Origin of the sequence: Brevibacterium linens (assembly GCF_003999335.1) — a bacterium.
GTDB lineage: Bacteria > Actinomycetota > Actinomycetes > Actinomycetales > Brevibacteriaceae > Brevibacterium > Brevibacterium linens.
On record NZ_CP026734.1, the window covers coordinates 3,267,958 to 3,291,931 of the forward strand.

A 23,974-nucleotide genomic window follows, 5' to 3' on the forward strand; every position below is an offset into this window, starting at 1 on the left:
AACCGCGCCCGACGGTCGCCTAGAACTGCGGTCGCACGCCTGGAATCAGCGGTTCTGGCTGCGGGCGTCGACGTCCTTGTTACGTGCCGGAAGCACGCTCTCGTGTTCGCGCATCGGCACGACGATCGTCTCCTGAGCACCGATGACGCGTTCGCCGTCGCCGATTTCGAAGCTCAGCTGCGCCTCGGGGGCCAGGTTCCGCTTGACCACGGCCAGACCGATCGGTCCGAGCTCCCAATGCACGGTCACCGAGGTCAGAGCGCCCACGGAGCGTTCGGACCCGCGGACCTCGGCGAGCGCCTCGGTGCCGGGATCCGGGGCGATATGCCCGGACCCGTCAAGATGAACGAAGGTCAATCGCCGAGGCGGCTGACCGAGATTGTGAACGCGGGCCACCGCTTCCTGACCCCGGTAGCAGCCCTTGGCCAGGTGCACGGCCGTGCGCAGCAGGTCGAGTTCGCCGACGAGGGCTTTGTGGTCGATCTCGTTCCGGCCCGGCCGCCACGCGGCGATTCGCAGCGCCTCCCAAGCGTCGAAGCCGGCCATGTCGAAGCTGTTCGCAGACAGCCCCTGCAGGTCGGAGCGCTTGACGATGCCGATGACGAACGGAGTCTCGAGCCCGGGGTGGTCGGTGCCGGCGACGTCCTTGCCGATGTCGATCTGCGCATAGGAGGCCGAACCGCTGCCGATATGCGGCCATGGGTCGGACCAGGTCCGGGTGACGGGCAGAGCTTCCGGCAGTGAGGTGATGGCGCCGAAGCACTGGTAGTCGTCGCTGAGGTCCTCGATCTCAACACGCATCATGAAGACCATCTTGCGCAGGAAGTCCAGGGTTGCGTCGGTGTCGAGATCGCTGATCGCCCACAGGGCCTCACCGTCGTCGACGAGCCTGAGCCAGCCCTCGATGCGACCGTTCGGGTCGAGCACGAGGGTTTCGGTGGACACACCGGGCGCCAGGTTGTCGATCTTCTGCGTGGTGATCGAGTTCAGCCAGGTCAGACGGTCGGGTCCGTTCAGACGCAGCACGCGGAGGTGGGCGAGGTCGACGAGACCGTCCTTCTCCGCGAGCACCCGCTGCTCACGCAGGGAGGCTCCGTAGTGGATGGGCGTCTCGGCGAGGTCGCCGGCCCCGAGCACCGCGGTCGAGCTCAGTCCGCGAGCCAGCGACGAGCGCCGCACCGGCTGAGTGGGGGTGTTCTCCGGCGACGGCGAATCGGAGGTTTCAGAATTCGGCGACACGGGATCAGTCATCTTACGACAGCTTCTTCAATCTGGCAGAGGAATGGGAGGCGAGTTCGTGGCCCATGGCTGCCATGTCCCAGGCCCACATGAGTTCGCCGCCGACGAGGCCGTACATCCGCGTCGAAGCGGTGTACTCCTTCGCGGTCTTCGTGCGCGCCACCACATCGGTGGCCAGGTCGATGCGCGGGCCCTTGACGGTGCCGGCATAGAGTTCCATGACACCGTGCGGATGGACGATCTCGGCTTCGATCTCGAAGGCGTCATCGTTCGTGCGCAGGGTCTCGACCGCGGCGGCCGAGGTGAAGCTCTGCGGTTCGGTCGGCACCATCATCCCCGGGCCGACGTCGCCGTCGTCGTGCTGGCGCACGAGCTGCCAGATTCCGGTCTCGAGAGTCAGAGTCGACTCGAGTTCACCGGATTCGCTGAGCAGCCACGCATGCGCGGTGTACTGCAGGAAGGGCGTGCCCTCATGGGCGACGAAGTCGATGCGCTGGCCGAACTGCTTCTCAGGAGTGTCCGCATAGCCGACGACACCGACGCCTTCCCACGACCCGATCAGCCAGGACAGCGGGACGAGCTCGGGATGGACCGAGGTATCGAGTTCGATCACCATAAGGGATCAGCGGTTGTCTTTGAACAGCGCCGTGACGACCTTGATCCCCACACCCAGGGCACCGAGAGCGGCAACGCCGACGAGGCTGGTGAAGACGATTTCGAGAGCAACAAGATTTTCCATGCTCCCAGTCTACAGTTCCTGACAAAGTGATGTGCATCCAGCCCAGGGCCGCTGGCCCCGGTCGTGCGGCGACGCTGACTCTGGCCGTGCGGCGAGGCAGTCCTCGGCCGTGCAGCGACACTGACCCCGGCCGTGCAGATCGGCGTGCAGATCAGGAGGCGAGGCGTTCGAGAGCGTAGACGACGACTCCGCCGAGGGCGATCGGAGCGGCACCGAGGGCGAGCTGCACGGCGAAGCTGCGCGCCTTCTCGACGTTCTTCTTCACCTCGATGTTCTGCGAGGCCTCGAGGTTGGCGGCCTGGAACTTCGCATAGGCGACGAGCCCGAGCATCCGATCGACCGCCGCGACGAGCAGCCCCATGACGACACCGAGGCTGAGCGCCGAGGCCAGGGAGAGCGCCGGTGCGAACACGAGCACCGACAGGATTCCCGCTACGGCCGTGGACATGACGATGGCCAGCGGCGAGGTGTAGATCGCCGGCCACGGCATCGCGGTCATGCACTGCGCCACGATGAGTGAGGCGAGGCCGATGACGATGGCCTCCTTGTCACCGGGGATCGTGATCGCAGCGACCCAGGTGCTCGCCGACAGGACGATGACGAGGCCGGAGACCTGCGCGGACACGTTCGCCACGGCATAGGAGGCGCCGATTCCGCGGGTGAGGTTCTGTACGAAGGTCCACAGCAGTCCCAGGCCCGCGAGCACGGGCAGCCAGTCGAGGTAGGGCGCCGTGGAGTCGTGCCAGGCGGCGTAGAGTCCGCCGATTCCGAAGAGGGCGAGCATGATCGACGTCGCCCGCGGCTGCGGGGAGTCCGTCAGGCGCGGCCAACCGTAGGCGACGCCGAAGACGATGAGCCCGGTCGCCAGCAGGAACAGCGTATAGCCCCAGTACACGGAGGCGCTCAGGGCCAGCACCAACACCAGGGCGACGGCTACTCGAATCCATCTGATCACAGCACTATCGTGCCTTATCGGATGGCACCCGCGGTAACCATCGGCGGTTGTGCGGCGGAGCGGCCCCGGCTGAGGCATCGCTATAATCTTCCTCAGACAACAGGCTGAGACGACGGGCGCCGAGGAGGTGGAGGCAGCACATGCGGATCCTGCACATCTGCCCCACGGCCAGGCTCGATGCACCCCTGGCTCCCGAATCCCTGCAGTACCTCGGCCACCGGATCGACCGCTGCGGCACCGAGGATCTGCCCGACCGCAAGGCCGACGCCGCTGCGGTCGATGTCGTCATCGCCGATGCCTGTCTCGATCTGTCCCTGGCCCCGCGCATCGCCGAGCTCCTCGCCGAGGCGCGGATCAGCGCACCCGTCATCGTCGTCCTCGGCGAGGGCGGACTGGCGACGGCCTCGGCGAAATGGCAGGTGGCCGACCTCATCCTCACCACGGCCGGCCCCGCCGAGGTGGAAGCGCGGCTGCGCGTGGCGCGTGACCGTCACACAGCGTCATCTGCCGCCCACGCCAGCGGCTTCCCCGGCGGGACGGCCGGATCCGGCCGTCCGGGAGCGAAGGGCGGGGCAGTGGGCTGGGGACCGGTCCGCACGGGCCGCGGGCCCGTCGGCACGACCAGGCAGAGCGGACTCGGACTGTCCGGCCGCCTCGGCGAAGCGGGTGAGGAGCTGTTGAACGCCGACGGCGAGCCGATGGTCGTCGTCACCGGAGACCTCCGCATCGACGAGACCGCCTTCACCGCCGAACTCGGCGGACGCAGCCTCGATCTCACCTACCGAGAGTTCGCCCTGCTGAAGTTCTTCGCCATGCACCCCGAACGCGTCTTCACCCGCGACGACATCCTGCTCACGGTGTGGGGCGATGACTACTTCGGCGGCACCCGCACCGTTGACGTGCATGTTCGCCGCCTCCGTGCGAAACTCGGCAAAGACCTTGAGAACGCCATCCACACCGTACGCAACGTCGGCTACCGCTTCAGCGCCGACAGCGTCACGGACACAGATTCAGAGGACGTGACGGCATGAGAATCCAGGCCAGCGGGGCAATTACCTCCACACCGATCGACACCCTCACCGAGGATGAGCTCAAATTCCTCGACGATGTGGCGGCGACCGATGGCGCTCCCGAGATCTCCGGCGGACTCATGGCCATCGCCACCGGTGAGGACACCGCCCACGAAGCACAGACCGCCTCGAGCGTGTGGCGCTTCTATGCCGGCGACGACACTCGCGACAGCTCCGGTAACAGCGCCGGCGACCTCATCGGCTTCGGAATCCGCGCCCTGCAAGGCGATCGTCACGCCGCCGAATTCCTCATCGCCCCCGACCACCGCGGCCAGGGCCTCGGCGAGCGGCTGCTGGCGACGATCCTCGACGAAGAACCCGACGCCTGGTGCTGGTCGCACGGTGACCATCCAGCGGCCAAGCACCTCGCGCAGAAGCACGGGCTCGGCCGTGACCGGGTGCTCTATCAGATGCGCACCGACACCGGACTGAGCCTCGACGCCCTGCCCGAGACCCAGAGTCCAGAGGGAGTCGAGATCCGCTCCTTCGCTCCCGGCGACGAGGACGGCTGGTTGTCGGTGAACAACTCCGCATTCGACTGGCATCCCGAACAGGGCGGCCAGACCCGCGCCGATATCGACGCCGTCGTCACCGCCGCGGACTTCGAACCCGACACCTTCATCATCGCCGCCCGCGACGGTGAGGTGATCGGATTCCACCAGACGAAGATCACGGATACGGAGACCGAGGGCCGCCTCGGCGAGGTCTATGTGGTCGGTGTCGATCCGCGCATTCACGCCAAGGGCGTGGGCAAGGCGCTGACGGTCGAGGGCATGCGACGGATGGTGGCCGCCGGAGCTCAGACAATCGAACTCTACGTCGAATCGGACAACGCCCCGGCGCTAGGCTTGTACGAGCGGCTGGGATTCCATGTCGCGGTCGCGCACGTGGCCTATGCACCGGCCTCCGCGGAGTCCACCGGCACCGATTCCGGCACCGCGCCGAACGAGAAGGAGTAGAGCGTTGTACGACATCGCAGCCTCGGGCAGGGAACTGGGTCTGCCCGCACCGGCAGATCGTTTCCTCGATCGCGAACTCAGCTGGCTGGCCTTCAACGAACGCCTCCTCGACCTCGCCTCGGATCCGGAGATCCCGCTGCTCGAACGCGTCCGGTTCCTCTCGATCTTCGCGACCAACCTCGACGAGTTCTTCATGGTCCGCGTCGCCGGCCTCAAACGCCGCATCAACACCGGACTGGCCGTGCCCAGCGTCACCGGCCGCATGCCCGCGCAGGTCATGCACGATATCGGAGTGCGCGCATTCGAACTGATGAGCCGGCACGCCGCCCTGCTCAAAGACGATATCGGGCCCCGCCTCGACGCGGAATCGATCACGAAGGTCCAGGTCGAAGACCTCACCGAGGATGAGCGGCACCGCGTCGACGAATTCTTCTTCGGCCACGTCTATCCCGTCCTCACCCCGCTGGCCGTCGACCCGGCCCACCCGTTCCCCTATATCTCGGGCCTCTCGCTCAACCTCGGTGTGCTCCTGCGCGCGCCGGAGACGGGCAAGGAGTTCTTCGCCCGCGTCAAGGTTCCCCCGCGTCTGCCCCGGTTCTTCAACGTCGCCGAGGCGACCGACCGACCCGCCGGACGCGACGTCCCCGCCCGCTTCGTCGCCCTCGAGGACATCATCGCCGAGCACCTCGGCACCCTCTTCGACGGCATGGAGATCGTCCACCATTCGACGTTCCGCGTCACCCGCAACGAGGACCTCGAGGTCGAGGAGGACGATGCGGAGAACCTGCTCAAGGCACTGGAGAAGGAGCTCCTGCGCAGGCGCTTCGGTCCTGCCGTGCGGATGGAGATCACGGAGAACATCCACCCCCGGGTCCTCGAGATGCTCAAGGACGAACTGGGCATCCACGATTCGGAGATCTACCACCTGCCCAGCCCCTTGGACCTGTCGGGCATGTCCGATATCGCCGATGTGCCGCGCGATGACCTGCACTATCCGAAGATGGTCCCGCAGATGAACAAGGACCTGTCGCTGCGGGAGTCCAGCGACCAGGTCGACGTCTTCGACGCCGTCGCCAGCCGGGATATCCTGCTGCATCACCCCTACGATTCGTTCTCCACGAGCGTGCAGGCCTTCCTCGAGCAGGCCGCGTCGGACAAGAACGTGCTGGCGATCAAGCAGACGCTCTACCGCACCTCCGGAGATTCGCCGATCATCGACGCCCTCGTCGATGCCGCGCAGTCCGGAATCCAGGTGCTCGCCGTCGTCGAGATCAAGGCTCGGTTCGACGAGGAGGCCAACATCACGTGGGCCCGCAAACTGGAGCGCGCCGGCGTCCACGTCGTCTACGGAATAGTCGGGCTCAAGACGCATGCGAAGCTCTCCCTCGTTGTCCGCCAGGAGGCCGACGGGCTGGCCCGGTACTGCCACGTCGGCACCGGCAACTACCATCCGAAGACCGCCCGCGGCTATGAGGACTTCGGACTGCTGACGCGCGATCGGGCCGTCGCAGATGATCTGACGAAGCTGTTCAACCAGCTCTCCGGCTACGCACCCAAGTCCGAATACTCCCGGTTCCTCGTCGCCCCCAGCAATGTGCGCACCGGACTCATCGACCTCATCGAATCCGAGATCGCGATCGCACAGTCCGGCGGACAGGGACAGGTGCGGATCAAGGTCAACTCGATCGTCGACGAGGCCGTCATCGATGCCCTCTACCGGGCGTCGCAGGCCGGGGTCACCGTCGAAGTCTTCGTCCGCGGGATCTGTGCCCTGCGCCCGGGCATCGCAGGTCTGAGCGAGAACATCACCGTGCGTTCCGTGCTCGGACGCTTCCTCGAACACTCCCGCGCCTTCGTCTTCGGCAACGGCGGCGACCCGATCGTCTACATCGGTTCGGCCGATATGATGCACCGCAACCTCGACCGACGGGTCGAAGCACTCGTGCAGATCGTCGACGACGGTCACCGGGCGGAGATCATCGCACTCTTCGATCTCGCCTTCGCCCCGACCACCTCGGCGTTCGACCTAGCCGGCGACGGCCGATGGGCACGGCGGACCCACGACGACGAGGGCAACCTCCTCGGCGACTATCAGACGGAGCTCATCCGTCGGCACCGGATACGCCGGCGAATCGGGGATGAGGCGTGAGTCAGTCCGAGGTCGCCTCGGCACAGGCGTCATCGCGCGTGAGCGCCGATGTCCTTGCGGCCGGGGCCGTGTGCTGGAGGCAGGGCCCGAAAGGACTCGAGGTGGCACTCATCCACCGCCCGAAGTACAACGACTGGTCGTGGCCCAAAGGCAAGGTCGACCCGGGCGAGACACTGCCGGAGGCCGCGATCCGCGAGGTCAAGGAGGAGACGGGCTTCGACATCCACCTCGGCATCCCGCTCCCCTCTGCCGAATACACGGTCGGCAGGAACACGCTGAAGAAGGTCTTCTACTGGTCGGCCGAAGTCAAGGACGAGGCTGACTTCGCCCCGCTGAACGCTCGGGAGGTCGACACTGCCGCGTGGTTCCCGGTCGACAAGGCGCGGGCGAAGCTGACGTCGTACTCGGATCGGGAGCAGCTCGACGCTTTGGAGAAGTTCGCTGAGACGGACGCGCTGCGGGCGTGGCCGCTCATCCTCGTCCGCCATGGGAAGGCGTTCCCGCGGGCGAAGTGGTACGAGACCGAGCATGTGCGTCCGCTGCTGAAACTCGGCACCCGACAGGCCATGGCGCTGACCGGACTGCTGGGAGCCTGGGGCGTACGCAAGCTGGTCTCGAGTCCGTGGAAGAGGTGCATGGCGACGCTGACCCCGCTGTCCGCGGCGACGGGAAAATCGATCAAGAAGGTGTCGACGCTCAGCGAGAAGGCGACCGCTGCGAATCCGGACAAGACCGTCCGCTATATCGAGAAGCTGCTGGCAAAGGGCAAACCGATCATCTACTGCACGCACCGGCCGGTGCTGCCGACGATCTTCTCCGTCTACGCCGCCCATTCCCCGAAACGTGTCGAGGCGAAGCTGCCGAAGGACGATCCGTACCTCAAACCCGGCGAGGTCCTCATCGCCTATGTGCGCCCCGGACCGGTGCCGCGCATCGTCGAGATCGAACGCGTCCGCCCCATCGACAGTTGATCGGGGTTCGCAGCCACGGCGGGCCGCCTCGGTGAGGGACTGCCGGTCCCGACAATGATCCTTTCATGAAAACGGCGCGGGCTGTGATCGAGCACTCACGGCGGTTCCAACCCTTCGCCGCTCGTTCACCTGCCATTCACGTTCCAACTCCTTGCACTTCACGCGTGATCCTTAGCGTGGATGACGAGCAATCGAGAACTCTCGAGCTGTGTCCACAAACATGAAAGGCATCTACGTGAAGATGAAGCATCTCGCCCCCTCCGCTGCGATCCTCGCGGTCGGCGCCATCACCCTCTCGGCCTGCGGCGGTCAGTCCGCCACCGGTGAAGAGGCCTCCGGCGGCAACAGCGACCTGCAGGGCACCCTGACCGGCATCGGCGCCTCCTCGCAGAAGGCCGCCATGGATGCCTGGACTGCGGACTTCACCTCGCAGAACTCCGGTGTGACCGTCAACTACTCCCCCGACGGATCGGGTGCCGGCCGTGAACAGTTCCTCGCCGGCAACGCGCAGTTCGCCGGATCCGATGCCCACCTCGACGATGAAGAGGTCAAGGCCGGAGAGGAAGCCTGCGGCGCCGACGGAGCCTACGAGTTCCCCGTCTACATCTCCCCCATCGCCGTGACTTTCAACGTCGAGGGAGTCGACGAACTCAACCTCTCCCCCGCAACGATCGCGAAGATCTTCAAGGGCGACGTCACGAACTGGAACGACGACGCCATCAAGTCCGACAATCCGGACGCCGACCTGCCTGACCTCAAGATCACCGCGGTTCACCGTGCCGACGACTCGGGCACCACGGAGAACTTCACCGAGTACCTCAAGGCCGCCGCCGAGAAGGACTGGGACGCCGAGGTCAGCGGCAACTTCCCGAAGGAGTTCGGCGGCGAGGCCGCGCAGGGCACCGACGGTGTCATCCAGACCGTTTCGGACACCGACGGAGCAATCGGCTACGCGGACGCCTCGGCCGTCGGTGAACTCTCCACCGCCAAGGTCAAGGTCGGCGAAGAGTTCGTCGAGCTCTCCCCCGAAGCCGCTGCGAAGGTCGTCGACGCCTCCGAGAAGGTCGAAGGCCGCAGCGAAGGCGACCTCGCCTTCGACCTGGCTCGCGACACCACCGAGTCGGGCGCCTACCCGATCGTGCTCGTGTCCTACCACCTCGTCTGCTCGTCCTACTCCGATCAGGAGACCGTGGACATGGTCAAGGCGTGGGAGAAGTTCGTGGTCTCGGAAGAGGGACAGCAGTCCGCTGCCGATTCCGCCGGGTCCGCACCTCTGTCGGATGACCTGCGCACGCAGATCGAAGAAGTCATCGACTCGATCAAGGTCGAAGGCTGATTTCAGCCTCTGACCTGGAGAAATAGCCAGTCGGGAGCGGCGCAGAATCCCTGCGCCGCTTTTCCGCGCCTGTGGAACCGTCCCGGTTTCACCACAAGTCACATGAGGAGTACTTGTGCCGATCAGCACACAGACCACTGAGTCGGGCCCCACAGGGCCGGGCTCCACGTCCGAGTCCGGGCAGAAGCCGTCGCAGCCCCCCGCCTCTCGGCAGCAGAAGGCCGTCGTCCGGCCCGGCGACCGCATCTTCTCCGCCGCCACACTCATCGCCGGCATTCTGATCCTGGTGATCCTCGCCGGAGTCGCCCTGTTCCTTCTGGCGCAGTCGAAGGACACCATCGCCGCCCAGATCAGCGATCCCTCACAGATCACGGGCGGCAAGGGATTCTTCTCCTACGTCTGGCCGCTGGTCATCGGCACGCTCATCTCCGCAGCCATCGCACTGCTCGTTGCCACTCCCTTCGCTCTCGGCATCGCGTTGTTCACCACGCACATGGCCCCGCGCAGGCTCGCCCCGATGCTCGGGTACGTCATCGACCTCCTCGCGGCCATCCCCTCGGTCGTCTACGGTCTGTGGGGCATCGCCCTGGCCGGCAACCTCACCGGCTTCTACCTGTGGCTGTCGACCTGGTTCGGCTGGATTCCGATCTTCGCTCCCGGGGCGGACGGGTCGGTGTCGCAGACCGGACGCACAATGCTCACCGCCTCGCTCGTGCTCTCGATCATGATCCTGCCGATCATCACCTCCCTCACGCGCGAGATCTTCCTCCAGACCCCGCGGCTGCAGGAAGAGGCGGCCCTGGCACTCGGCGCCACCCGCTGGGAGATGATCCGCATGGCCGTGCTGCCCTTCGGCAAGTCCGGCATCGTCTCGGCCACCATGCTCGGGCTCGGCCGCGCGCTCGGCGAGACCATGGCCGTGGCCATGATCCTCTCACCCGGCGTCCTCACCGCGTCGCTCGTCGTCAGCGGCAACCAGACCATCGCCTCCGAGATCGCGCAGAACTTCCCCGAGGCCGCGGGTCTGCGCCTGTCCGAACTCATCACGGTCGGCCTCGTGCTCTTCGTCATCACCCTGTTGGTGAACATGGGAGCCCGCGCGATCGTCGCCCGCACCTCGGTGAAGGGAAGTTGAGACCAATGACCACCATGAACACCACCACCGAGGCGGCTGCTTCGAAACCCGCGAAGCTGACCTCCAAACAGCTGCCGAAGGCGACCCCGTGGATCGTCGCCATCGCGTCGATCCTTGTGGCGATCGTCATCAGTTTCATCGCGTTCGGCGGCTTCAACATCCCCGTCGTGGCCGTCGTCGCCGGACTCATCAACGCGGTCGCCGTCTTTGCGGTCTCCGCGTCCTACGAAGGTCGCCGCAAGGCCGTCGACCGGATCGCGACCACCGTCGTGACCTCGACATTCGTCCTCGCATGTGTTCCCCTCGCATCGCTGCTGTGGCTGACGGTGTCCAAGGGCGGGTCCGCCATCAGCGGCGATCTGCTCACCCGCACCATGCTCGGCATGAAGGGCGTCCTCGACCAGCAGTACGTCGCCGGTGAGGCCTCTCTGGCCGGTGGTTTCTATCACGCCATCGTCGGCACCGTGCTCATCACGCTCGCCGCCTGCATCATCTCGATCCCCATCGGCGTGCTCACCGCCATCTACCTCGTCGAATACGCCGGCAAGAACCGCCTGGGCAAGGCCATCACCTTCCTCGTCGATGTGATGACCGGCATCCCCTCAATCGTCGCCGGTCTCTTCGCCTTCGCTCTGTTCTCGACCATCGCCGGATTCTTCTCACCGGACTCCGTCGGCAGCGCGAAGACCGGCTTCACTGCGGCGGTGGCGTTGTCGGTGCTGATGATTCCGATCGTCGTGCGCAATACGGAGGAGATCCTCCGCCTGGTGCCGATGGACCTGCGCGAGGCCTCCTACGCTCTGGGCGTGCCGAAGTGGAAGACGATCGTGAAGATCGTTCTGCCCACCTCGGTGTCGGGAATCCTCTCCGGTGTCACCATCGCCATCGCCCGCGTCATCGGTGAGACCGCCCCCATCATGGTCACCGCCGGGTTCGCGAAGACACTCAACTGGAACCTCTTCTCCGGTTGGATGTCGACGCTGCCGACGTTCATCTACGACTCGCAGCTGCGCCCGGTCTCCCCGGGAGCCGCTGCCCTGGCCAGCTCGGAGCGCGCTTGGGCAGCAGCCCTCGTGCTCGTCGCCCTGGTCATGGTCCTCAACCTGCTCGCCCGCATCATCGCGAAGGTGCTCGCGCCGAAGGCCGGCCGCTGACCGGCGACTGCCCGCAGACTTCCAGACTCACCCATTTCCACGGATAGGAAACACAATGTCCAAGCAGATCGACATCAAGGATCTCGACATCTTCTACGGCGACTTCCGCGCCGTCGACGGAGTGGAGATGCAGATCAAGCCGCGCTCCGTCACTGCCTTCATCGGCCCGTCCGGCTGCGGCAAGTCCACGGTGCTGCGCACGCTCAACCGCATGCACGAAGTCATCCCCGGCGCCAGCGTCTCCGGTGAGGTCCTCATGGACGGCACTGACATCTACGGCGCCGGCGTCGACCCGGTCAACGTCCGCCGCGAGGTGGGTATGGTCTTCCAGCGGGCGAACCCGTTCCCGACGATGAGCATCAAAGAGAACGTGCTGGCAGGCGTGCGTCTGAACAACCGGCGCCTGTCGAAGACCGAAGCCGACGATCTCACCGAGCGCGCCCTGCGTGGCGCGAATCTGTGGAACGAGGTCAAGGACCGTCTCAACCTGCCCGGTTCGGGTCTCTCCGGCGGTCAGCAGCAGCGTCTGTGCATCGCTCGTGCCATCGCCGTCGAGCCCGAGGTCCTGCTCATGGACGAACCGTGCTCGGCCCTCGACCCGATTTCGACCCTGGCGATCGAGGATCTCATCAACGACCTCAAGGACAAGTACACGGTCGTCATCGTCACGCACAACATGCAGCAGGCCGCTCGCGTGTCCGACAAGACCGCGTTCTTCAACATCGCCGGCACCGGCAAACCCGGAAAGCTCATCGAGTTCAGCGAGACCTCGACGATCTTCTCGAACCCGGACAAGGAAGAGACCGAGAACTACATCTCCGGTCGCTTCGGATGATCTGACCGCGCGGCGAACGCCCCGGCGAACCCTTGAGTGGGTACGCCGGGGCTATGTCGTTGGCTGGACTCCCTGTCGACTGAAGGTCCGTGGTCAGGTCTCCCGCCGGAGGCGCCTGACTGGAAGCGTCCTGCCCTTCGCCATGTCATCGAAAGGCGAGGCAGGCCGCTCGGACTGTTCAGATCCCGGGCGGTGCACCGCCGACGCTGTCATCGAGGGGAGCACGGAAAGCGAGGACGAACTCCGGCACCAGGGACTCGTCGCCGTCGACCGTCACTGCCCCGGCTGCAATGGCCGCCTCCGCGTCGCCGTCGGAAAGAAGTCCACGCAGGCCCGGCCCACCGATGAAGAGCTGCGCGGTCGGATCGGCGCCTTCGCCCACGCTCACTCCCGGCTCGTTCACCTCAGCGTGAGCGACTGCCGGGCCTGCCGTCACTTCGACACTGAACGGGCGCACTTCAACCTCGGTTCGAGAGGTGAGAAGCGCGGCCGCCAAGGAACTGTCTGTCGGGATCTCGCCTTCCCTCGGAGCGTGCATGCGGCGTGAGCCCCAGCGGCCGAGCTCGATGAGCACCGGACCGAGATCCGATCCGTAGTCGCTGAGGCGATAGACGACGCTGCGCCCATCGATACTGCGTTCGACGATCTCGGCAGATTCGAGTTCGCGCAGTCGCGTGGTCAGGAGGTTCGAGGGGATGCCGGGGTTTCCCTGCCGAAGGTCGTTGAAGCGCTTCGGACCGACGAGGAGATCGCGGAGGAGGATGAGTGACCACCGCTCCCCCAACACCTCGGCTGCCCGAGCCAGCCCGCAGTACTGTCCGTACGACTTCATGGTTGACAGCTTAGCAATTGCAGTTCACTATTGAAACTACAGTTCACTTTTTGAACTGTTGTGGACGACGAGGGCCAGGCCCGCACGAAACTCAACGGCCCACACTGCACTCAATGAGGAGATCACCATGCCCCGCACCGTCATCGCCGCACTGTTCCAGTCACTCGACGGGATCGCATCCGATCCGTTCAACTTCCAATTCGACTCCTTCGACCAAGAGATGGGCGAGTGGATGACCACTGCCATCGGAGGAGTCGACGACTGCATTCTCGGCCGTGTCACCTATCAGGAGTGGGAGGGCTACTGGCCGAAACACACAGAAGGCGAGGACGCACCGTTCGCCGACTTCATCAACTCGACTCCCAAGCACATCGCCTCGACAACGCTGTCGCAGGCCGACCTCCGGTGGGAGAACTCGATGCTCATTCAGGGCGACCTCGTTGACGTCGCTCGCGACCTCAAAGCGGGCGACGGCGGCAAGATCGCCGTCGAAGGGTCGATGTCGATCGTCCGGCAGCTCGTCGAAGCGAACCTCGTCGACGAACTGACCGTGGCCATCCACCCGGTCGTCGCCGGCAGCGGAAGGTCCCTCTTCGAGGGAGGAACGACGACGAGATTGACTCTCACAGACGTACAGCGCACCAGCAAGGGCAACCTGCTGGCCACCTACGGTCCGTTCGCAGACTGACCTCACGGCGCCCCGGAACGGCACCGAGCGTGCCTGCCGCGAAGACTTTCTGCCCGCTCACCCATCCGGCGACGGCCCGGCTCCGAATCGACGAGTACAGAGAACATCTCGTCGAAAGGACTGTCATGACCACGCCAGACTCCGCCTCTCATTCCGAGCCGCTGCTCGCGAAGTCCCATGCCGGACGCACCCCGGTCCAACTCGTCGCCGGCGTCTTCGGCGCCGTGTTCCTCCTGGTCGGAATCTTGGGCTTCGTTCCGGGAATCACAGCGAACTTCGACACCATCATGTTCGCCGGGCATCATTCCGAAGCGGCACTGCTGGGGATCTTCCAGGTCTCCGTGCTCCACAATGTCGTCCACCTGCTCTTCGGAGTCGTCGGTCTGCTGGCTCTGCGATCGCGCGGACTGGCGAAGAGCTATCTCATCGTCGGCGGCATCATCTATGCGGTGCTGTGGATCTACGGTCTCATCGTGCCGATGGAATCGATGGGCAACTTCGTGCCGCTCAACACCGCTGACAACTGGCTGCACTTCGTGCTCGCGGTGGCAATGGTGACGACCGGCATCGTGTTCGGTCGCCGCTCGCGTCCGTGAACCCGCGCTGAATCGATCCGTCGTCGGCGGTCGCCGGGCTCTGGGCTCCAGCTGAGGGGCTCAGAGCCCGGCGGCCGCCTTGACGATCCACCCGAGCAGCACGGCCAACAGTGCGGCGGCCGGGATCGTCAGCAGCCAAACGCCGAACATCGGCAGGAAGTATCTCGCTCTGGCGTGGCCCTTGCGTCCGGCGTATTGGGTGCCGAGGATCGATGAGCCGAGCACGAAGGTCAACGACACAGGAACACGCATGATCAGGGCTGCGGTGTACATGAGGATCGCGGCCGCGCCATCGGCGATGGAGGATTTGAGTGGGTCGAGGCCGACCATGCGCACGGACAGCGTCTGGACCACTCGCCATCCGCTCAGTCCGGTACCCAGAGCCAGTGCCGCGGCGATGAGGAGGCGCACCGGCCAGGAGATCTCGACCACGGAGAGGACATCGTGCGGTTGAGTGTCGACCGCGAGAATGCCGACCATGACCAAAGCCGCGACCTTCTGCGCGTCCTGGACTCCGTGGACGAGCGACAGAGACGCGGTGAGCACCGAATCGACCATGCGTGCGCCCCGGAACAACGGCTTCGGCGGGGTGGACGCGAGTGACTTCGACAGGATGAGCGTGAGCACCCACGCGAGGATGAAACCGAGGATGGGTGAGAGCACCAGCGGCCACACGACGTTGTTCATCGCATGCTCGGCGTTGACGGAGAAGCCGAAGACGATTCCCGCACCGAGCAGGCCGCCGATGAGACAGTGAGTCGACGACACCGGCAGCGCAAGGTAGTAGGTGAACAGACTCCACGTCGTCGCCGCCACAAAGGCGATGATCAAGGTGGTGAGAATGAGGTCGGTCGAACCGGAGAACAGCACGATCTGGTTGGCCACCACGATGGCGATTCCCTCACCGAGGAGCGCGCCGATGAAGTTGAAGACGACGGCCAGGCTGAGCGCCCACCCGGGTCGCATCGCCCGCCCGATGACCGCATTGCCGACGGTCAGGGCAGCGTCGTGGAATCCGTTCGAGCCGGCGAAGATCACCGCGGCGACGATGACTGCCGCCAAGAGCAGCTCCACGGACTACGACTCCTTGATCGCGATAGCCGCGACCACCTTGCCGAGCTCGGTGAACCCATGTGCGGCCCGGACGAAGGCTTGCCCGAGTTGAGACACCGCCGCCATATAGGTCAGTCCCCGTTTGGAGTTCGGCACCGCGTCCGACATCCGCCACTGCAGGCTCTCGACCTGGTAGGTCAGCCGGTTGATCGAGTCGACGTAGTCCCACTGGTCGAGCTTGCCCGGCAGTCGGGTGATCATCCGCGAGGTGTGGTCCGTCTGGTTCGACAGCACGGCCAGGGTCTCGGGGACGCCGGACGGCAACGGGTCGAAGGCTCCGGAGGCGAGAACGTATCCGACTCCGTGCAGCCGGTGGCAGATCTCGCGCATATGGTGGCTGAGCAGGTAGAGGTCGTTGCGGTCGAACGGGGTGATGTAGTTCTCGCGCAGCGCACGCAGCATCGCGCCCATGTCCTCATCGGCCCTGTCCCCGATCTCGCGGAGGCGGTCGGCGACGTCGCGTCGTTCGCTGATTTCGATCCCGGAGAGTTCGGCGAGAACCAGGTTGCACTGACGCATCTGAGAGACGAGATCGGACAGCCGCTCATAGAACACCTTGTCCTGCGGTACCCGCTTGAGCCGCATGCGATCCTCCTGCCCGGGGCCCGGACAAGCCGGACGAATATGCATGATGTCTCAATGATATGTGCCGGACACTGGACCGAGAGCGCCTCTCGGCGGAAGGCCGCTCGAAGCGGCTGAATTTGGAGCCCGGGGCTTCAGCGATCCAGCGTCCGGTGGCCCGAAGGCCACCCCCTACGATACTCGTTCGTGCTCATGAGTCCACCGCCGAGGCGGCTCTTCGTCCGTTGAGAATCTCACAGTCGATGTCGTGGTCGGAAGGGAATATCCGGTCCCGACGGGGACCGCGCTCATTTCATTGGGCGACGGCCGCCTCGGCGAGGGGATTGCCGGCGGGCTGAGGATCAGTCGAGACCGCCTCGGCGATGGGCGACGGCCGCGTCGGACAGGTCCTGGGACAGCTGGCGCAGGCGGACGGCGGTGTCGTGGTCATCGGTGCCCGCCGCGCAGATGCCGACGAAGGCGGCGGCGCGCAGCAGCGCGATGACGACGTCGCCGCGGAAGGCGCCGACGAGGATCTCGTCGATGGCGTGGGCCACCTCGTCGGGGCCGGCGGGCAGTTCGACGCCGGCGAGGATTTCGTCGTAGCCGATGCCCTCGGTGGTGCGGCGTTGGCCGTCGGAGAACATCTCGGCGAGTTCGCGGGGTGCGGACTTGATCCATTGGCGCAGGGCGTAGAGGCGCCACAGTGCGCCGGGTGCGGAGACGGCGGGAGCGGCGGACCACATCTCGGCGATGACCTCGAAGCCGATGTCATCGGCGAGTTCGACGAAGCGCCTGGTGGCAGCCTCGTCGCGGTTGCCGTCTGAATCGCCGAGCAGCAATGCTGCGGTCGCGTGCGAGGTCTCCGACCGGGCGACTGGATCGTCGACGGCACCGACGGAGTCGAGGTCGGCCAGGGGAACGGGACGGTGAAAAGCGCGCTGTGACATGGTCAGGGCAGTTTAGTCCCTGCCGGGGTGCGCGGACTAGGACGTGGAGCACATTCGGGTTTTCTCCGCACGGTCAGGTTCTGCTCCCGGGACTCACAACGGACGCCATTAAACTTGAGGATGATTCGTGACTGCGACCCGCAGTCGCGAGTGACCGAAACGAGGAGGAACTCTCGTGGCACAATCATCAGTGGCGAAGAAGGGCCTCGACAAGGCTGCGAAGTTGGCAGTCAATGACGACGGCACCCTCAATCCCCGCGCCCAGTCGATTTTGTCGCGTCTGCTGTCCGTGCAGCGGCCCGTCGCGTTGGCCTATGTGCGCAGTCTGCGCCGCCGGCACCCTGACGCGACCCCGGAAGAGCTCATCACGATCATTCGTCGGCACTACCTGGCCCTGACAACCTCGGGAGGTGCGGCAGTCGGTGCGACTGCCGCCGTTCCGGGACTGGGCACAACGGCGGCACTCGGAGTGGCTGGGGCGGAGACCGCCGGATTCCTCGAGGGCACAGCGCTGTTCGCGCAGGCGATCTCGGAGATCCATGGTCTGCCCGTGGCCGACGCCAAGCGGGCGAACGCCCTGGTCCTCGGCCTCATGCTGGGCAAGGACGGGAAGAACCTCGTCCAGAAGTTCAGCAAGCAGAACGGCGGCGTCGAGTCGATGTTCGGCAGCTGGGGCGCCACCGTGACGAAGCAGCTGCCTACCCCTCTTGTCGATCTGCTCGTGCGCAAGCTGCGCAAGACCTTCATCCGCAAGTTCGCCGCCCGTGCCGGTGGGTCGTTCGTCGGTCGGCTGCTGCCCTTCGGCGTCGGGGCGGTCATCGGTGCCGTGGTGAATGCGCAGATGGCGCGGAAGGTCGCTGCGGAATCGAAAGAGGCCTTCGGTGCTGCGCCGACGATCTTCCCCATCGAGACAGATCCCGAATACGTGGCGCCGAAGAAGGACCGGAAGCTGCTCGCAGGGCTGCGCAATGTCCGTGCGCTGGCCGGGAAGCTGAAGAAGGACAGAGCCATCGAGTCCGAGGTCATCGAACCCATTGATCACGAAGAGCTCGAATCGCCGGACGGTCCGCCTCGCACGTACACCGCAGAGGATCGTCGCGGACTGGAGAAGTAGGGTCGGCCCGGAGCCGATCAGCCCGTTGCCGGTTCCGGCTTCCGGGTGCCGGTTCCGACTTCCGGTTGCCGGCCAAGGCCCGTCTAGAGCGGGCTGCGGGTTTGAGTAAATCGGGCGCAAACCTCTACTATTAGTTCGTCTCCATCATGTGTCAGCAGGCCGGTGTCCTGCAGTGGTGATGGGGCGGGGCCTCTAGCTCAGTTGGTAGAGCAGCGGACTTTTAATCCGCGGGTCGTGGGTTCGATCCCCACGGGGCCCACCCAGCCTGACCAGGCACAATACGCCGCAGCCCCGAAGCTCATCGCTTCGGGGCTGCGCTGTTTTCACGAGATTTCCAACGAGCACAGGATCAGGGACGGGCCCCTCGGCGTCGACCGAGCCGGGTTCAATACAGCAGTTGTCGCAGAACTGACACATCATGTGCCCTAACGAGCACCATCTGCGGGCTGGGACCCGCATAGAGTCGAGGTCGTCAGCTACCCACGGACGCCGACGACACTGTTCGCGGTCGGCTCCGCCACTCGAAAGCAGGGAAGAACCATGAACCGCATCCGACTCCGCCCGACCACACTGCTCACCCGTTCAGCCGCGGTCGCGGTCGCCTCGGTGCTCGCTCTCTCAGCCTGCGGAACGAACGAGCCGGACACCGCCGAAGAGGCAGACTCCAGCGAGCAGGAACAGACCGAGGAGACCGATTCGGCTCCGCTCGAGCAGGAGACCGAAGAAGCCGAGGAGGCGGCAGCCACCGAGGACGCAACAACGTCCGGTGAGGGCACCGAGGTCAAGGTCGGAACCGAGTTCACCGACGACGAGACAGGCGACGTCATCACCATCGTCTCGGCCGTGCGCAACAACCCCACCGAATACTATGAGGCGAGCGACAACCCCGATGGAGAGATGGTCTACCTCGAGGTGAAGGTCGTTCCCGGCAAGGAATACGGCGGAACGATCAGTGCCTCGGACTTCTACCTCGACGACGGCGGGGACGAGGTCAACTATGCGGCGAGCGCAGACGACGAGGTCGAAGAGGCCGGGTACGAGTACTTCGACTCGGATCCGCGTCGCGAGGGAGAGCACACCGGATACGTGCCGATCTACATCAGCGAGACTGCCGATTCCCTCAAGGGCGCCTACGTCCGTCCCGAAGCGAAAGTCATCGGCGAGGACAAGAAGGTTCCTGAGTTCCGCTCCGAGTTCGACGTTCCCGCGTCCTGATCCGACGAGCCGATGGCCGAGCCCCGCGGCTCGCAGTCGGGAAGAATTGCTGGTCTAATCGAATCATGAGTGCAAACTACGGCTCCCACGTCCGTGCCAGGATGTACGACCACGCGAATGGGACACTGCGCAACGGCGTGCTCCTGCAGCCGGCGTCGACGAGCAGGCGCTGGTGGGCGAGGATCCTCGACGCCGTCTTCGTCCTCGTCTTCACCGGGGTCGTCATCGGCATCGCTCTGGCACTCTCGGCAGTAGGTGTGATCTCACTCGATGCCGCGACCGGCGTCTGCCTCGCCAGCTACCCGCTCATGGCTCTCGTCTTCGGTGCCCTCTACGGCTGCACCGTCTCCCCCCCGGCCAGGCACTGTGCGGGGTCGTGTCGCTGCAGGCCGACTTCGGTCGACGCGTCGGCTTCTGGAGAGGCATGGGCCGCTACCTCGCTGTCGCGTTCTTCCCGATCGTGATCATCCTCGTCATCTGGACGTTTCTCGACGCACCAACCTTCGACTCCGTTCCGATCAAGGTCTTCCGCAGAACACCGCAGGCCAGATAGATTCTGCGCGTCGACTGCAAACCGCGATCGGCCCACTCGTCGCGCGGCTCATTCCGAAGTCAGCTTCTGCGTCCCGACGACGCTGAGCAGCTCCAACCGACTCGCGGTCTCGGTGCCTTCGAGCGGCAAGAACACGAGCAGCGAGATGTCGTCGTCCGCGGTGAGCAGCACTTCGCACCGGAATTCGAGCCGACCGAGTTCCCTGCTGGTGAAGACCTTGATGTCGGAACGCCGCACCGCGACTTCGTGCTGTGCCCACAGGCCTGCGAATTCATCGCTGATGGCGATGAGGTCGGCAACGAATTCTCTCACTCGTCGGTCTCTGGACCTGCGGGCGTACGTCGCCCGCAGGTCACTCACATGTGATGCCGAGATCCGTGACCAGGCCTCTTCCGGCATCGGTCGTGACCGGGGGTCCTCGAACCATCTCCAGATGAGGTTCCGTCCTCGTCCAGGCTCCTCCGGCAGGTCAGCCAACAGAATTCGCCCCAGCGGATTCTGCCAGACGACCTCGCCGAGATCGGTGACGATCACGGCCGGCACATCGACGAGCCGGTTGGCCACGGCGATGAGTCCGGGTCGGATGTGCCCGTCCGAACTGTGCGGCGGCACCGGATGCCCTGCGAGATGGAGCAGATGATCCCTCTGATCCCGGTCGCACTGAAGAGCCCGGGCGACAGCGTTGACGACACCGGCGGACGGTGTCGCTCCCCTGCCCTGTTCCAGGCGTGCGTAGTAGTCGACGGAGACGCCCGCGAGCATCGCCACCTCCTCACGCCTGAGCCCGGGCGTGCGCCGACGGACCGTGCCGCCCACACCGATCTCCTCGGGTCGCAGCTGCTCACGGCGTCGGCGGAGGAAATCGGCGAGCTCAGAACGATCGGTCATCCGCCCATTGTCCGCCCGCGGACGCTGAGTTTCCAGGCATAGGTTGTCCCTGGTTCGATCGGCCCTTCCCGATGGAGACCGTTGCGACCAGACTCTCAGTCATGACCACACACAGCGAAGCACAGACCATCGACCACCGCCGACTCGGAGCGTCCGGACCCCTTGTCACGTCACCGGGGCTCGGAGCCATGAGCATGTCCGGCGCCTATGGACCGACGACCGATGACGAAGGAGTCTCCGCGATCCTCGCGTACCTCGATGCCGGGGGAACCCTCATCGACACCGGGGACTTCTACGGAGCCGGACACAACGAGATGCTCATCGGCAGGGCTCTGCGGACTCGCAGCCGCGAGGATGTCGTCCTGTCGGTGAAGTTCGGTGCCGTGCTCTCCCCGGACGGCGCGTTCATCGGATTCGACGGACGCCCCGACGCAGTCCGCAACTCCCTGGCCTATTCCCTGCGCCGTCTCGGAACGGATTATGTCGACGTCTGCCGGCCCGCCCGGCTGGACCCGGATGTCCCGATCGAGGAAACTGTGGGCGCGATTGCCGAACTCGTCGAGGCCGGATATGTCCGGTCGATCGGTTTGAGCGAGGTCGGGGCGGAGACGATCCGCAGGGCGGCAGCCGTCGCGCCGATCAGCGACCTGCAGATCGAGTACTCCCTGCTCACCCGCTCCATCGAGTCCAATGGGATCCTTGCCGCCTGCCGCGACCTCGGCATCGGCATCACTGCCTACGGGGCGCTGGCGAAGGGGCTGTTCGCCGGCAAGACCGGCGGCAATCGGGCGATGTTCCCCCGCTTCCAAGGGGAGAACCTCGCCCACAACGAAACGATCGTCACGGCCTTGGGTGAGGTCGCCTCGGCGAAGGGGATCACACTGCCCCAGCTGGCGATCGCCTGGGTCGCGGCCCAAGGCGAGGACATCGTCCCCGTCGTCGGTTCGCGGACCGTCCAGCAGGTGCGTGCGACTTTGACCAGCACCGAGGTGGTGCTGAGTCCGAATGATCTCGCCGAGATCGACGAGGTGCTGACCGGCACCGAGGTGCGCGGCGATCGCTACCCGAGCGCACTCATGGCGCAGCTGGACAGCGAACGCTGATCGGCTCAGGCGTCGTCACTCGATCGAGCGACCGCCGAAGATCTGCTGCAGCGGGATCGATTCGTCCTGCCACGGGGTGAGGATCCATGCGACGAGATAGGCGCCGATTCCGAGCACGGGCAGCAGGAACGAGGCGAGGACGATGAGTCGCATGATCCAGACGTTGATGCCGGTCAACTCGGCGAGGCCTCCGGCGATACCGCCGAGGATGCGGTCGGGACCGCGACGGAAACCGAGTTTGCGGATGGAGTCGAAGAGTGAGTTCATGTCTTCGACTCTACGGATCCGCCGTCACCGCGGCACTGGTGTTGGCCGTCGAGGCCGATTGAGGAAAACCGGAATCTACGCCGATCCAGTAGCGGCGTTTGGGTGGTCCGTCACCGTTCTCGCGCACGTCCTCGAGGACTCCCCCGCACTGTTCGATCACACTCGCCGAGGCGGTGTTCGTCTCATCGCAGGTGACGAGCACGCTCTCGACACCGGCCGAGCGCAGTCGTTCGATCGAAAGTGACAGGATCTGCCGGGCGTATCCTCGGCGACGGAATTCAGGAGCGACCGCATACCCGACGTGACCACCCAGGGTGAACAGAAAATCGTTGAGTTCGTACCGGATGGAGGTGCGACCGACGGGTCGGCCGTCCACCTCGGCGACAAGGAACTCCGCACGACGGGGGCGGAGTGGTCGGCGGCGCGGAATCCGCCGCGCGGGTGTGCCAAGGAGGGGCGCCCGTCCAGGGCCCGTTCCAGGTCGGTCAGGCGTGCCGCCCAGTCGACCCGAGCGCTGCGGCGAAAGCGGACGAAGCCGCGAGCGACGTCGATCGCCCCGAGCATGGCGCGGACGAACATCAGCCCGACGATGGAGAGCACGTAGACCACCCCGAGCATCACATCGACGAACGGGAGGATGAACACGAGCCCGACCGCAGTGAAGCTGATCGCCGCCGGTAGGGCCTCGAAGAATCGGTACGGCCGGGTGCGCGAGCCCCTCGGCAGTTCGAGGTCGGCGGGCGGTGGTGCCACCGGCCCGAACGAGACGTCTCCTGTTCCCGAGTTCCGAGGACTGGGCGGCGACGGTCGGGACGGGCGATGAAGTGGGTGTGCTGAGGGTGGTGATTCGACGGCGGTGGCTGCTTCGCGGTTCGCTCTCACTCTCTTGATCCTGGGTGCCCCGACTGGACAGCTGTTTGTGTGCAGATGCAGGTCAGGTGAATAATTCGTGCCGGAGCCGTTCCTCCACCATCAGTTCTGAAACGTCGCAGGTCAGGTGAACGATCGGCACCCGAGGTAGAGTCGGTTCATGACATCTGCTGTCCGCCCCGCAGTCATCGCCGACGTCGCCGGAATGGCGCGAGTCCACGTCGACAGCTGGGAAGAGACCTACCGCGGGATCATGCCCGACGAATTCCTCGATGCTCCCGACCTCATCGATCGACGCCGACAGATGTGGACGCAGATCCTCGCCGAGACGGCCCCGCAGAAATACGTCAGCGCCGTTGCCGAACAGGATGGCCGGATCGTCGGCATTGCGATGTCCGGACCGCCGGAAACCGACGGAAGCGTCGAAGATCGGCACCTCTATGTTCTCTACGCCTATCGATCCATGCACGGCAGGGGCGTCGGCCAGGACCTCCTCGATGCGGTCGTCGATCCGACCGTGACGACTGCGCTGTGGGTGGCCGATCCGAATCCGCGTGCTCAGGCGTTCTATGCGAAGAATGGCTTCGTCGCCGACGGCACGGTCAAGACCGACGACTACGACGGGGTGTGCGAGGTGCGGATGGTGCGAGAGGCCCGGGCTGTGGATCGCGCCACCTGA

At 65.4% G+C, this 23,974-nt stretch carries 25 protein-coding genes and 1 tRNA gene; 16 read left to right on the plus strand and 10 right to left on the minus strand.

Annotated elements, in window-relative coordinates:
- Nucleotides 1-45: 45 nt before the first annotated feature.
- From ygfZ to CXR29_RS14790, 3 genes are all read right to left on the minus strand, one after another.
- Nucleotides 46-1,251: a CAF17-like 4Fe-4S cluster assembly/insertion protein YgfZ gene (ygfZ, locus tag CXR29_RS14780; protein WP_127364946.1), complete on the minus strand. Its 1,206-nt coding sequence runs from the start codon at nt 1,249-1,251 to the stop codon at nt 46-48.
- Nucleotide 1,252: 1 nt separating this feature from the next.
- Nucleotides 1,253-1,855 (minus strand): heme-binding beta-barrel domain-containing protein, encoded by a 603-nt coding sequence (locus tag CXR29_RS14785; RefSeq protein ID WP_206516224.1) that lies wholly within the window; start codon nt 1,853-1,855, stop codon nt 1,253-1,255.
- Between the two features lie 274 nt (nt 1,856-2,129).
- Entirely contained in the window at nt 2,130-2,933 is an 804-nt protein-coding gene (locus CXR29_RS14790) for an ammonia permease (RefSeq protein ID WP_241241480.1), read from the minus strand.
- Nucleotides 2,934-3,073: 140 nt separating this feature from the next.
- Here CXR29_RS14790 and CXR29_RS17865 point away from each other — a divergent pair, with 140 nt between their 5' ends.
- The 8 genes from CXR29_RS17865 to pstB all read left to right on the plus strand — a co-directional run bounded on the left by CXR29_RS17865 (nt 3,074) and on the right by pstB (nt 12,542).
- On the plus strand, nt 3,074-3,964 hold the full coding sequence (locus tag CXR29_RS17865; RefSeq protein WP_101554673.1) for a winged helix-turn-helix domain-containing protein: 891 nt from the start codon (nt 3,074-3,076) through the stop codon (nt 3,962-3,964).
- A complete protein-coding gene (gene mshD, locus CXR29_RS14800; protein WP_101554674.1) occupies nt 3,961-4,962 on the plus strand; it encodes a mycothiol synthase in 1,002 nt (333 codons plus the stop codon). Before CXR29_RS17865 ends, mshD begins: the two co-directional genes overlap by 4 nt.
- Nucleotides 4,963-4,966: 4 nt before the next feature.
- On the plus strand, nt 4,967-7,111 hold the full coding sequence (locus tag CXR29_RS14805) for an RNA degradosome polyphosphate kinase (RefSeq protein WP_241241481.1): 2,145 nt from the start codon (nt 4,967-4,969) through the stop codon (nt 7,109-7,111).
- A complete protein-coding gene (locus tag CXR29_RS14810; protein WP_127364948.1) occupies nt 7,108-8,082 on the plus strand; it encodes an NUDIX hydrolase in 975 nt (324 codons plus the stop codon). Before CXR29_RS14805 ends, CXR29_RS14810 begins: the two co-directional genes overlap by 4 nt.
- 220 nt (nt 8,083-8,302) lie before the next feature.
- A complete protein-coding gene (pstS, locus tag CXR29_RS14815; RefSeq protein ID WP_164742892.1) occupies nt 8,303-9,418 on the plus strand; it encodes a phosphate ABC transporter substrate-binding protein PstS in 1,116 nt (371 codons plus the stop codon).
- Nucleotides 9,419-9,662: 244 nt separating this feature from the next.
- Nucleotides 9,663-10,553 carry a phosphate ABC transporter permease subunit PstC gene (gene pstC / locus CXR29_RS14820; RefSeq protein ID WP_101554715.1) on the plus strand — a complete coding sequence of 297 codons (891 nt, stop codon included), beginning with the start codon at nt 9,663-9,665 and terminating at the stop codon, nt 10,551-10,553.
- A 14-nt stretch (nt 10,554-10,567) separates the two neighbouring features.
- Entirely contained in the window at nt 10,568-11,707 is a 1,140-nt protein-coding gene (pstA, locus tag CXR29_RS14825; protein ID WP_127364949.1) for a phosphate ABC transporter permease PstA, read from the plus strand.
- A 55-nt stretch (nt 11,708-11,762) separates the two neighbouring features.
- Nucleotides 11,763-12,542 carry a phosphate ABC transporter ATP-binding protein PstB gene (gene pstB / locus CXR29_RS14830; RefSeq protein WP_101554677.1) on the plus strand — a complete coding sequence of 260 codons (780 nt, stop codon included), beginning with the start codon at nt 11,763-11,765 and terminating at the stop codon, nt 12,540-12,542.
- A gap of 178 nt (nt 12,543-12,720) precedes the next feature.
- On the opposite strand, the gene CXR29_RS14835 is transcribed toward pstB, so the two are convergent.
- The gene (locus tag CXR29_RS14835; protein ID WP_127364950.1) at nt 12,721-13,374 is read right to left on the minus strand and encodes a winged helix-turn-helix transcriptional regulator; all 654 of its coding nucleotides are present in this window, start codon (nt 13,372-13,374) and stop codon (nt 12,721-12,723) included.
- 127 nt (nt 13,375-13,501) lie between these two features.
- Here CXR29_RS14835 and CXR29_RS14840 point away from each other — a divergent pair, with 127 nt between their 5' ends.
- Both CXR29_RS14840 and CXR29_RS14845 read left to right on the plus strand, forming a co-directional pair.
- Nucleotides 13,502-14,062 (plus strand): dihydrofolate reductase family protein, encoded by a 561-nt coding sequence (locus CXR29_RS14840; RefSeq protein WP_127364951.1) that lies wholly within the window; start codon nt 13,502-13,504, stop codon nt 14,060-14,062.
- Between the two features lie 125 nt (nt 14,063-14,187).
- Nucleotides 14,188-14,658 (plus strand): DUF4383 domain-containing protein, encoded by a 471-nt coding sequence (locus tag CXR29_RS14845; protein ID WP_127364952.1) that lies wholly within the window; start codon nt 14,188-14,190, stop codon nt 14,656-14,658.
- A gap of 60 nt (nt 14,659-14,718) precedes the next feature.
- Here the strand turns inward: CXR29_RS14845 and CXR29_RS14850 are convergent, their stop codons facing one another.
- From CXR29_RS14850 to CXR29_RS14860, 3 genes are all read right to left on the minus strand, one after another.
- Complete coding sequence (locus CXR29_RS14850) at nt 14,719-15,732, minus strand: inorganic phosphate transporter (protein ID WP_101554681.1); 1,014 nt, start codon at nt 15,730-15,732, stop codon at nt 14,719-14,721.
- 3 nt (nt 15,733-15,735) lie between these two features.
- Complete coding sequence (locus tag CXR29_RS14855) at nt 15,736-16,356, minus strand: phosphate transport regulator (RefSeq protein WP_025777585.1); 621 nt, start codon at nt 16,354-16,356, stop codon at nt 15,736-15,738.
- Between the two features lie 341 nt (nt 16,357-16,697).
- Nucleotides 16,698-17,285 carry a hypothetical protein gene (locus CXR29_RS14860; protein ID WP_240812066.1) on the minus strand — a complete coding sequence of 196 codons (588 nt, stop codon included), beginning with the start codon at nt 17,283-17,285 and terminating at the stop codon, nt 16,698-16,700.
- Between the two features lie 175 nt (nt 17,286-17,460).
- On the opposite strand from CXR29_RS14860, the gene CXR29_RS14865 reads away from it, so the two are divergent.
- From CXR29_RS14865 to CXR29_RS14880, 4 genes are all read left to right on the plus strand, one after another.
- Nucleotides 17,461-18,399: a hypothetical protein gene (locus tag CXR29_RS14865; protein WP_240812065.1), complete on the plus strand. Its 939-nt coding sequence runs from the start codon at nt 17,461-17,463 to the stop codon at nt 18,397-18,399.
- A gap of 186 nt (nt 18,400-18,585) precedes the next feature.
- Nucleotides 18,586-18,658: transfer RNA gene (locus tag CXR29_RS14870), tRNA-Lys, on the plus strand.
- Between the two features lie 281 nt (nt 18,659-18,939).
- Nucleotides 18,940-19,614: a hypothetical protein gene (locus CXR29_RS14875; RefSeq protein WP_127364953.1), complete on the plus strand. Its 675-nt coding sequence runs from the start codon at nt 18,940-18,942 to the stop codon at nt 19,612-19,614.
- 65 nt (nt 19,615-19,679) lie between these two features.
- The gene (locus CXR29_RS14880; protein WP_127364954.1) at nt 19,680-20,078 is read left to right on the plus strand and encodes a hypothetical protein; all 399 of its coding nucleotides are present in this window, start codon (nt 19,680-19,682) and stop codon (nt 20,076-20,078) included.
- A 137-nt stretch (nt 20,079-20,215) separates the two neighbouring features.
- On the opposite strand, the gene CXR29_RS14885 is transcribed toward CXR29_RS14880, so the two are convergent.
- Nucleotides 20,216-21,055, minus strand: a complete 840-nt coding sequence (locus tag CXR29_RS14885) for a helix-turn-helix transcriptional regulator (RefSeq protein WP_127364955.1) — start codon at nt 21,053-21,055, stop codon at nt 20,216-20,218.
- A gap of 101 nt (nt 21,056-21,156) precedes the next feature.
- Between CXR29_RS14885 and CXR29_RS14890 the strand changes: the two genes are divergently transcribed.
- Entirely contained in the window at nt 21,157-22,158 is a 1,002-nt protein-coding gene (locus CXR29_RS14890) for an aldo/keto reductase (RefSeq protein WP_206516226.1), read from the plus strand.
- A gap of 15 nt (nt 22,159-22,173) precedes the next feature.
- On the opposite strand, the gene CXR29_RS14895 is transcribed toward CXR29_RS14890, so the two are convergent.
- Nucleotides 22,174-22,425, minus strand: coding sequence for a PspC domain-containing protein (locus CXR29_RS14895; RefSeq protein ID WP_101554697.1), 252 nt, complete (start codon nt 22,423-22,425; stop codon nt 22,174-22,176).
- Nucleotides 22,426-22,435: 10 nt separating this feature from the next.
- The gene (locus CXR29_RS18080) at nt 22,436-22,801 is read right to left on the minus strand and encodes a GNAT family N-acetyltransferase (protein WP_241241483.1); all 366 of its coding nucleotides are present in this window, start codon (nt 22,799-22,801) and stop codon (nt 22,436-22,438) included.
- Between the two features lie 654 nt (nt 22,802-23,455).
- Here CXR29_RS18080 and CXR29_RS14905 point away from each other — a divergent pair.
- Nucleotides 23,456-23,974: a GNAT family N-acetyltransferase gene (locus CXR29_RS14905; protein WP_206516227.1), complete on the plus strand. Its 519-nt coding sequence runs from the start codon at nt 23,456-23,458 to the stop codon at nt 23,972-23,974.

Coding starts and splice junctions, on each gene's coding strand:
- ygfZ (WP_127364946.1), bottom strand. CDS start 1,251: ATGACTGATCCCGTGTCGCCGAATTCTGAAACCTCCGATTCGCCGTCG.
- CXR29_RS14785 (WP_206516224.1), bottom strand. CDS start 1,855: ATGGTGATCGAACTCGATACCTCGGTCCATCCCGAGCTCGTCCCGCTG.
- CXR29_RS17865 (WP_101554673.1), top strand. CDS start 3,074: ATGCGGATCCTGCACATCTGCCCCACGGCCAGGCTCGATGCACCCCTG.
- mshD (WP_101554674.1), top strand. CDS start 3,961: ATGAGAATCCAGGCCAGCGGGGCAATTACCTCCACACCGATCGACACC.
- pstS (WP_164742892.1), top strand. CDS start 8,303: ATGAAAGGCATCTACGTGAAGATGAAGCATCTCGCCCCCTCCGCTGCG.
- pstA (WP_127364949.1), top strand. CDS start 10,568: ATGAACACCACCACCGAGGCGGCTGCTTCGAAACCCGCGAAGCTGACC.
- pstB (WP_101554677.1), top strand. CDS start 11,763: ATGTCCAAGCAGATCGACATCAAGGATCTCGACATCTTCTACGGCGAC.
- CXR29_RS14835 (WP_127364950.1), bottom strand. CDS start 13,374: ATGAAGTCGTACGGACAGTACTGCGGGCTGGCTCGGGCAGCCGAGGTG.
- CXR29_RS14840 (WP_127364951.1), top strand. CDS start 13,502: ATGCCCCGCACCGTCATCGCCGCACTGTTCCAGTCACTCGACGGGATC.
- CXR29_RS14845 (WP_127364952.1), top strand. CDS start 14,188: ATGACCACGCCAGACTCCGCCTCTCATTCCGAGCCGCTGCTCGCGAAG.
- CXR29_RS14855 (WP_025777585.1), bottom strand. CDS start 16,356: ATGCGGCTCAAGCGGGTACCGCAGGACAAGGTGTTCTATGAGCGGCTG.
- CXR29_RS14860 (WP_240812066.1), bottom strand. CDS start 17,285: ATGTCACAGCGCGCTTTTCACCGTCCCGTTCCCCTGGCCGACCTCGAC.
- CXR29_RS14875 (WP_127364953.1), top strand. CDS start 18,940: ATGAACCGCATCCGACTCCGCCCGACCACACTGCTCACCCGTTCAGCC.
- CXR29_RS14880 (WP_127364954.1), top strand. CDS start 19,680: ATGAGTGCAAACTACGGCTCCCACGTCCGTGCCAGGATGTACGACCAC.
- CXR29_RS14885 (WP_127364955.1), bottom strand. CDS start 21,055: ATGACCGATCGTTCTGAGCTCGCCGATTTCCTCCGCCGACGCCGTGAG.
- CXR29_RS14890 (WP_206516226.1), top strand. CDS start 21,157: ATGACCACACACAGCGAAGCACAGACCATCGACCACCGCCGACTCGGA.
- CXR29_RS14895 (WP_101554697.1), bottom strand. CDS start 22,425: ATGAACTCACTCTTCGACTCCATCCGCAAACTCGGTTTCCGTCGCGGT.
- CXR29_RS14905 (WP_206516227.1), top strand. CDS start 23,456: ATGACATCTGCTGTCCGCCCCGCAGTCATCGCCGACGTCGCCGGAATG.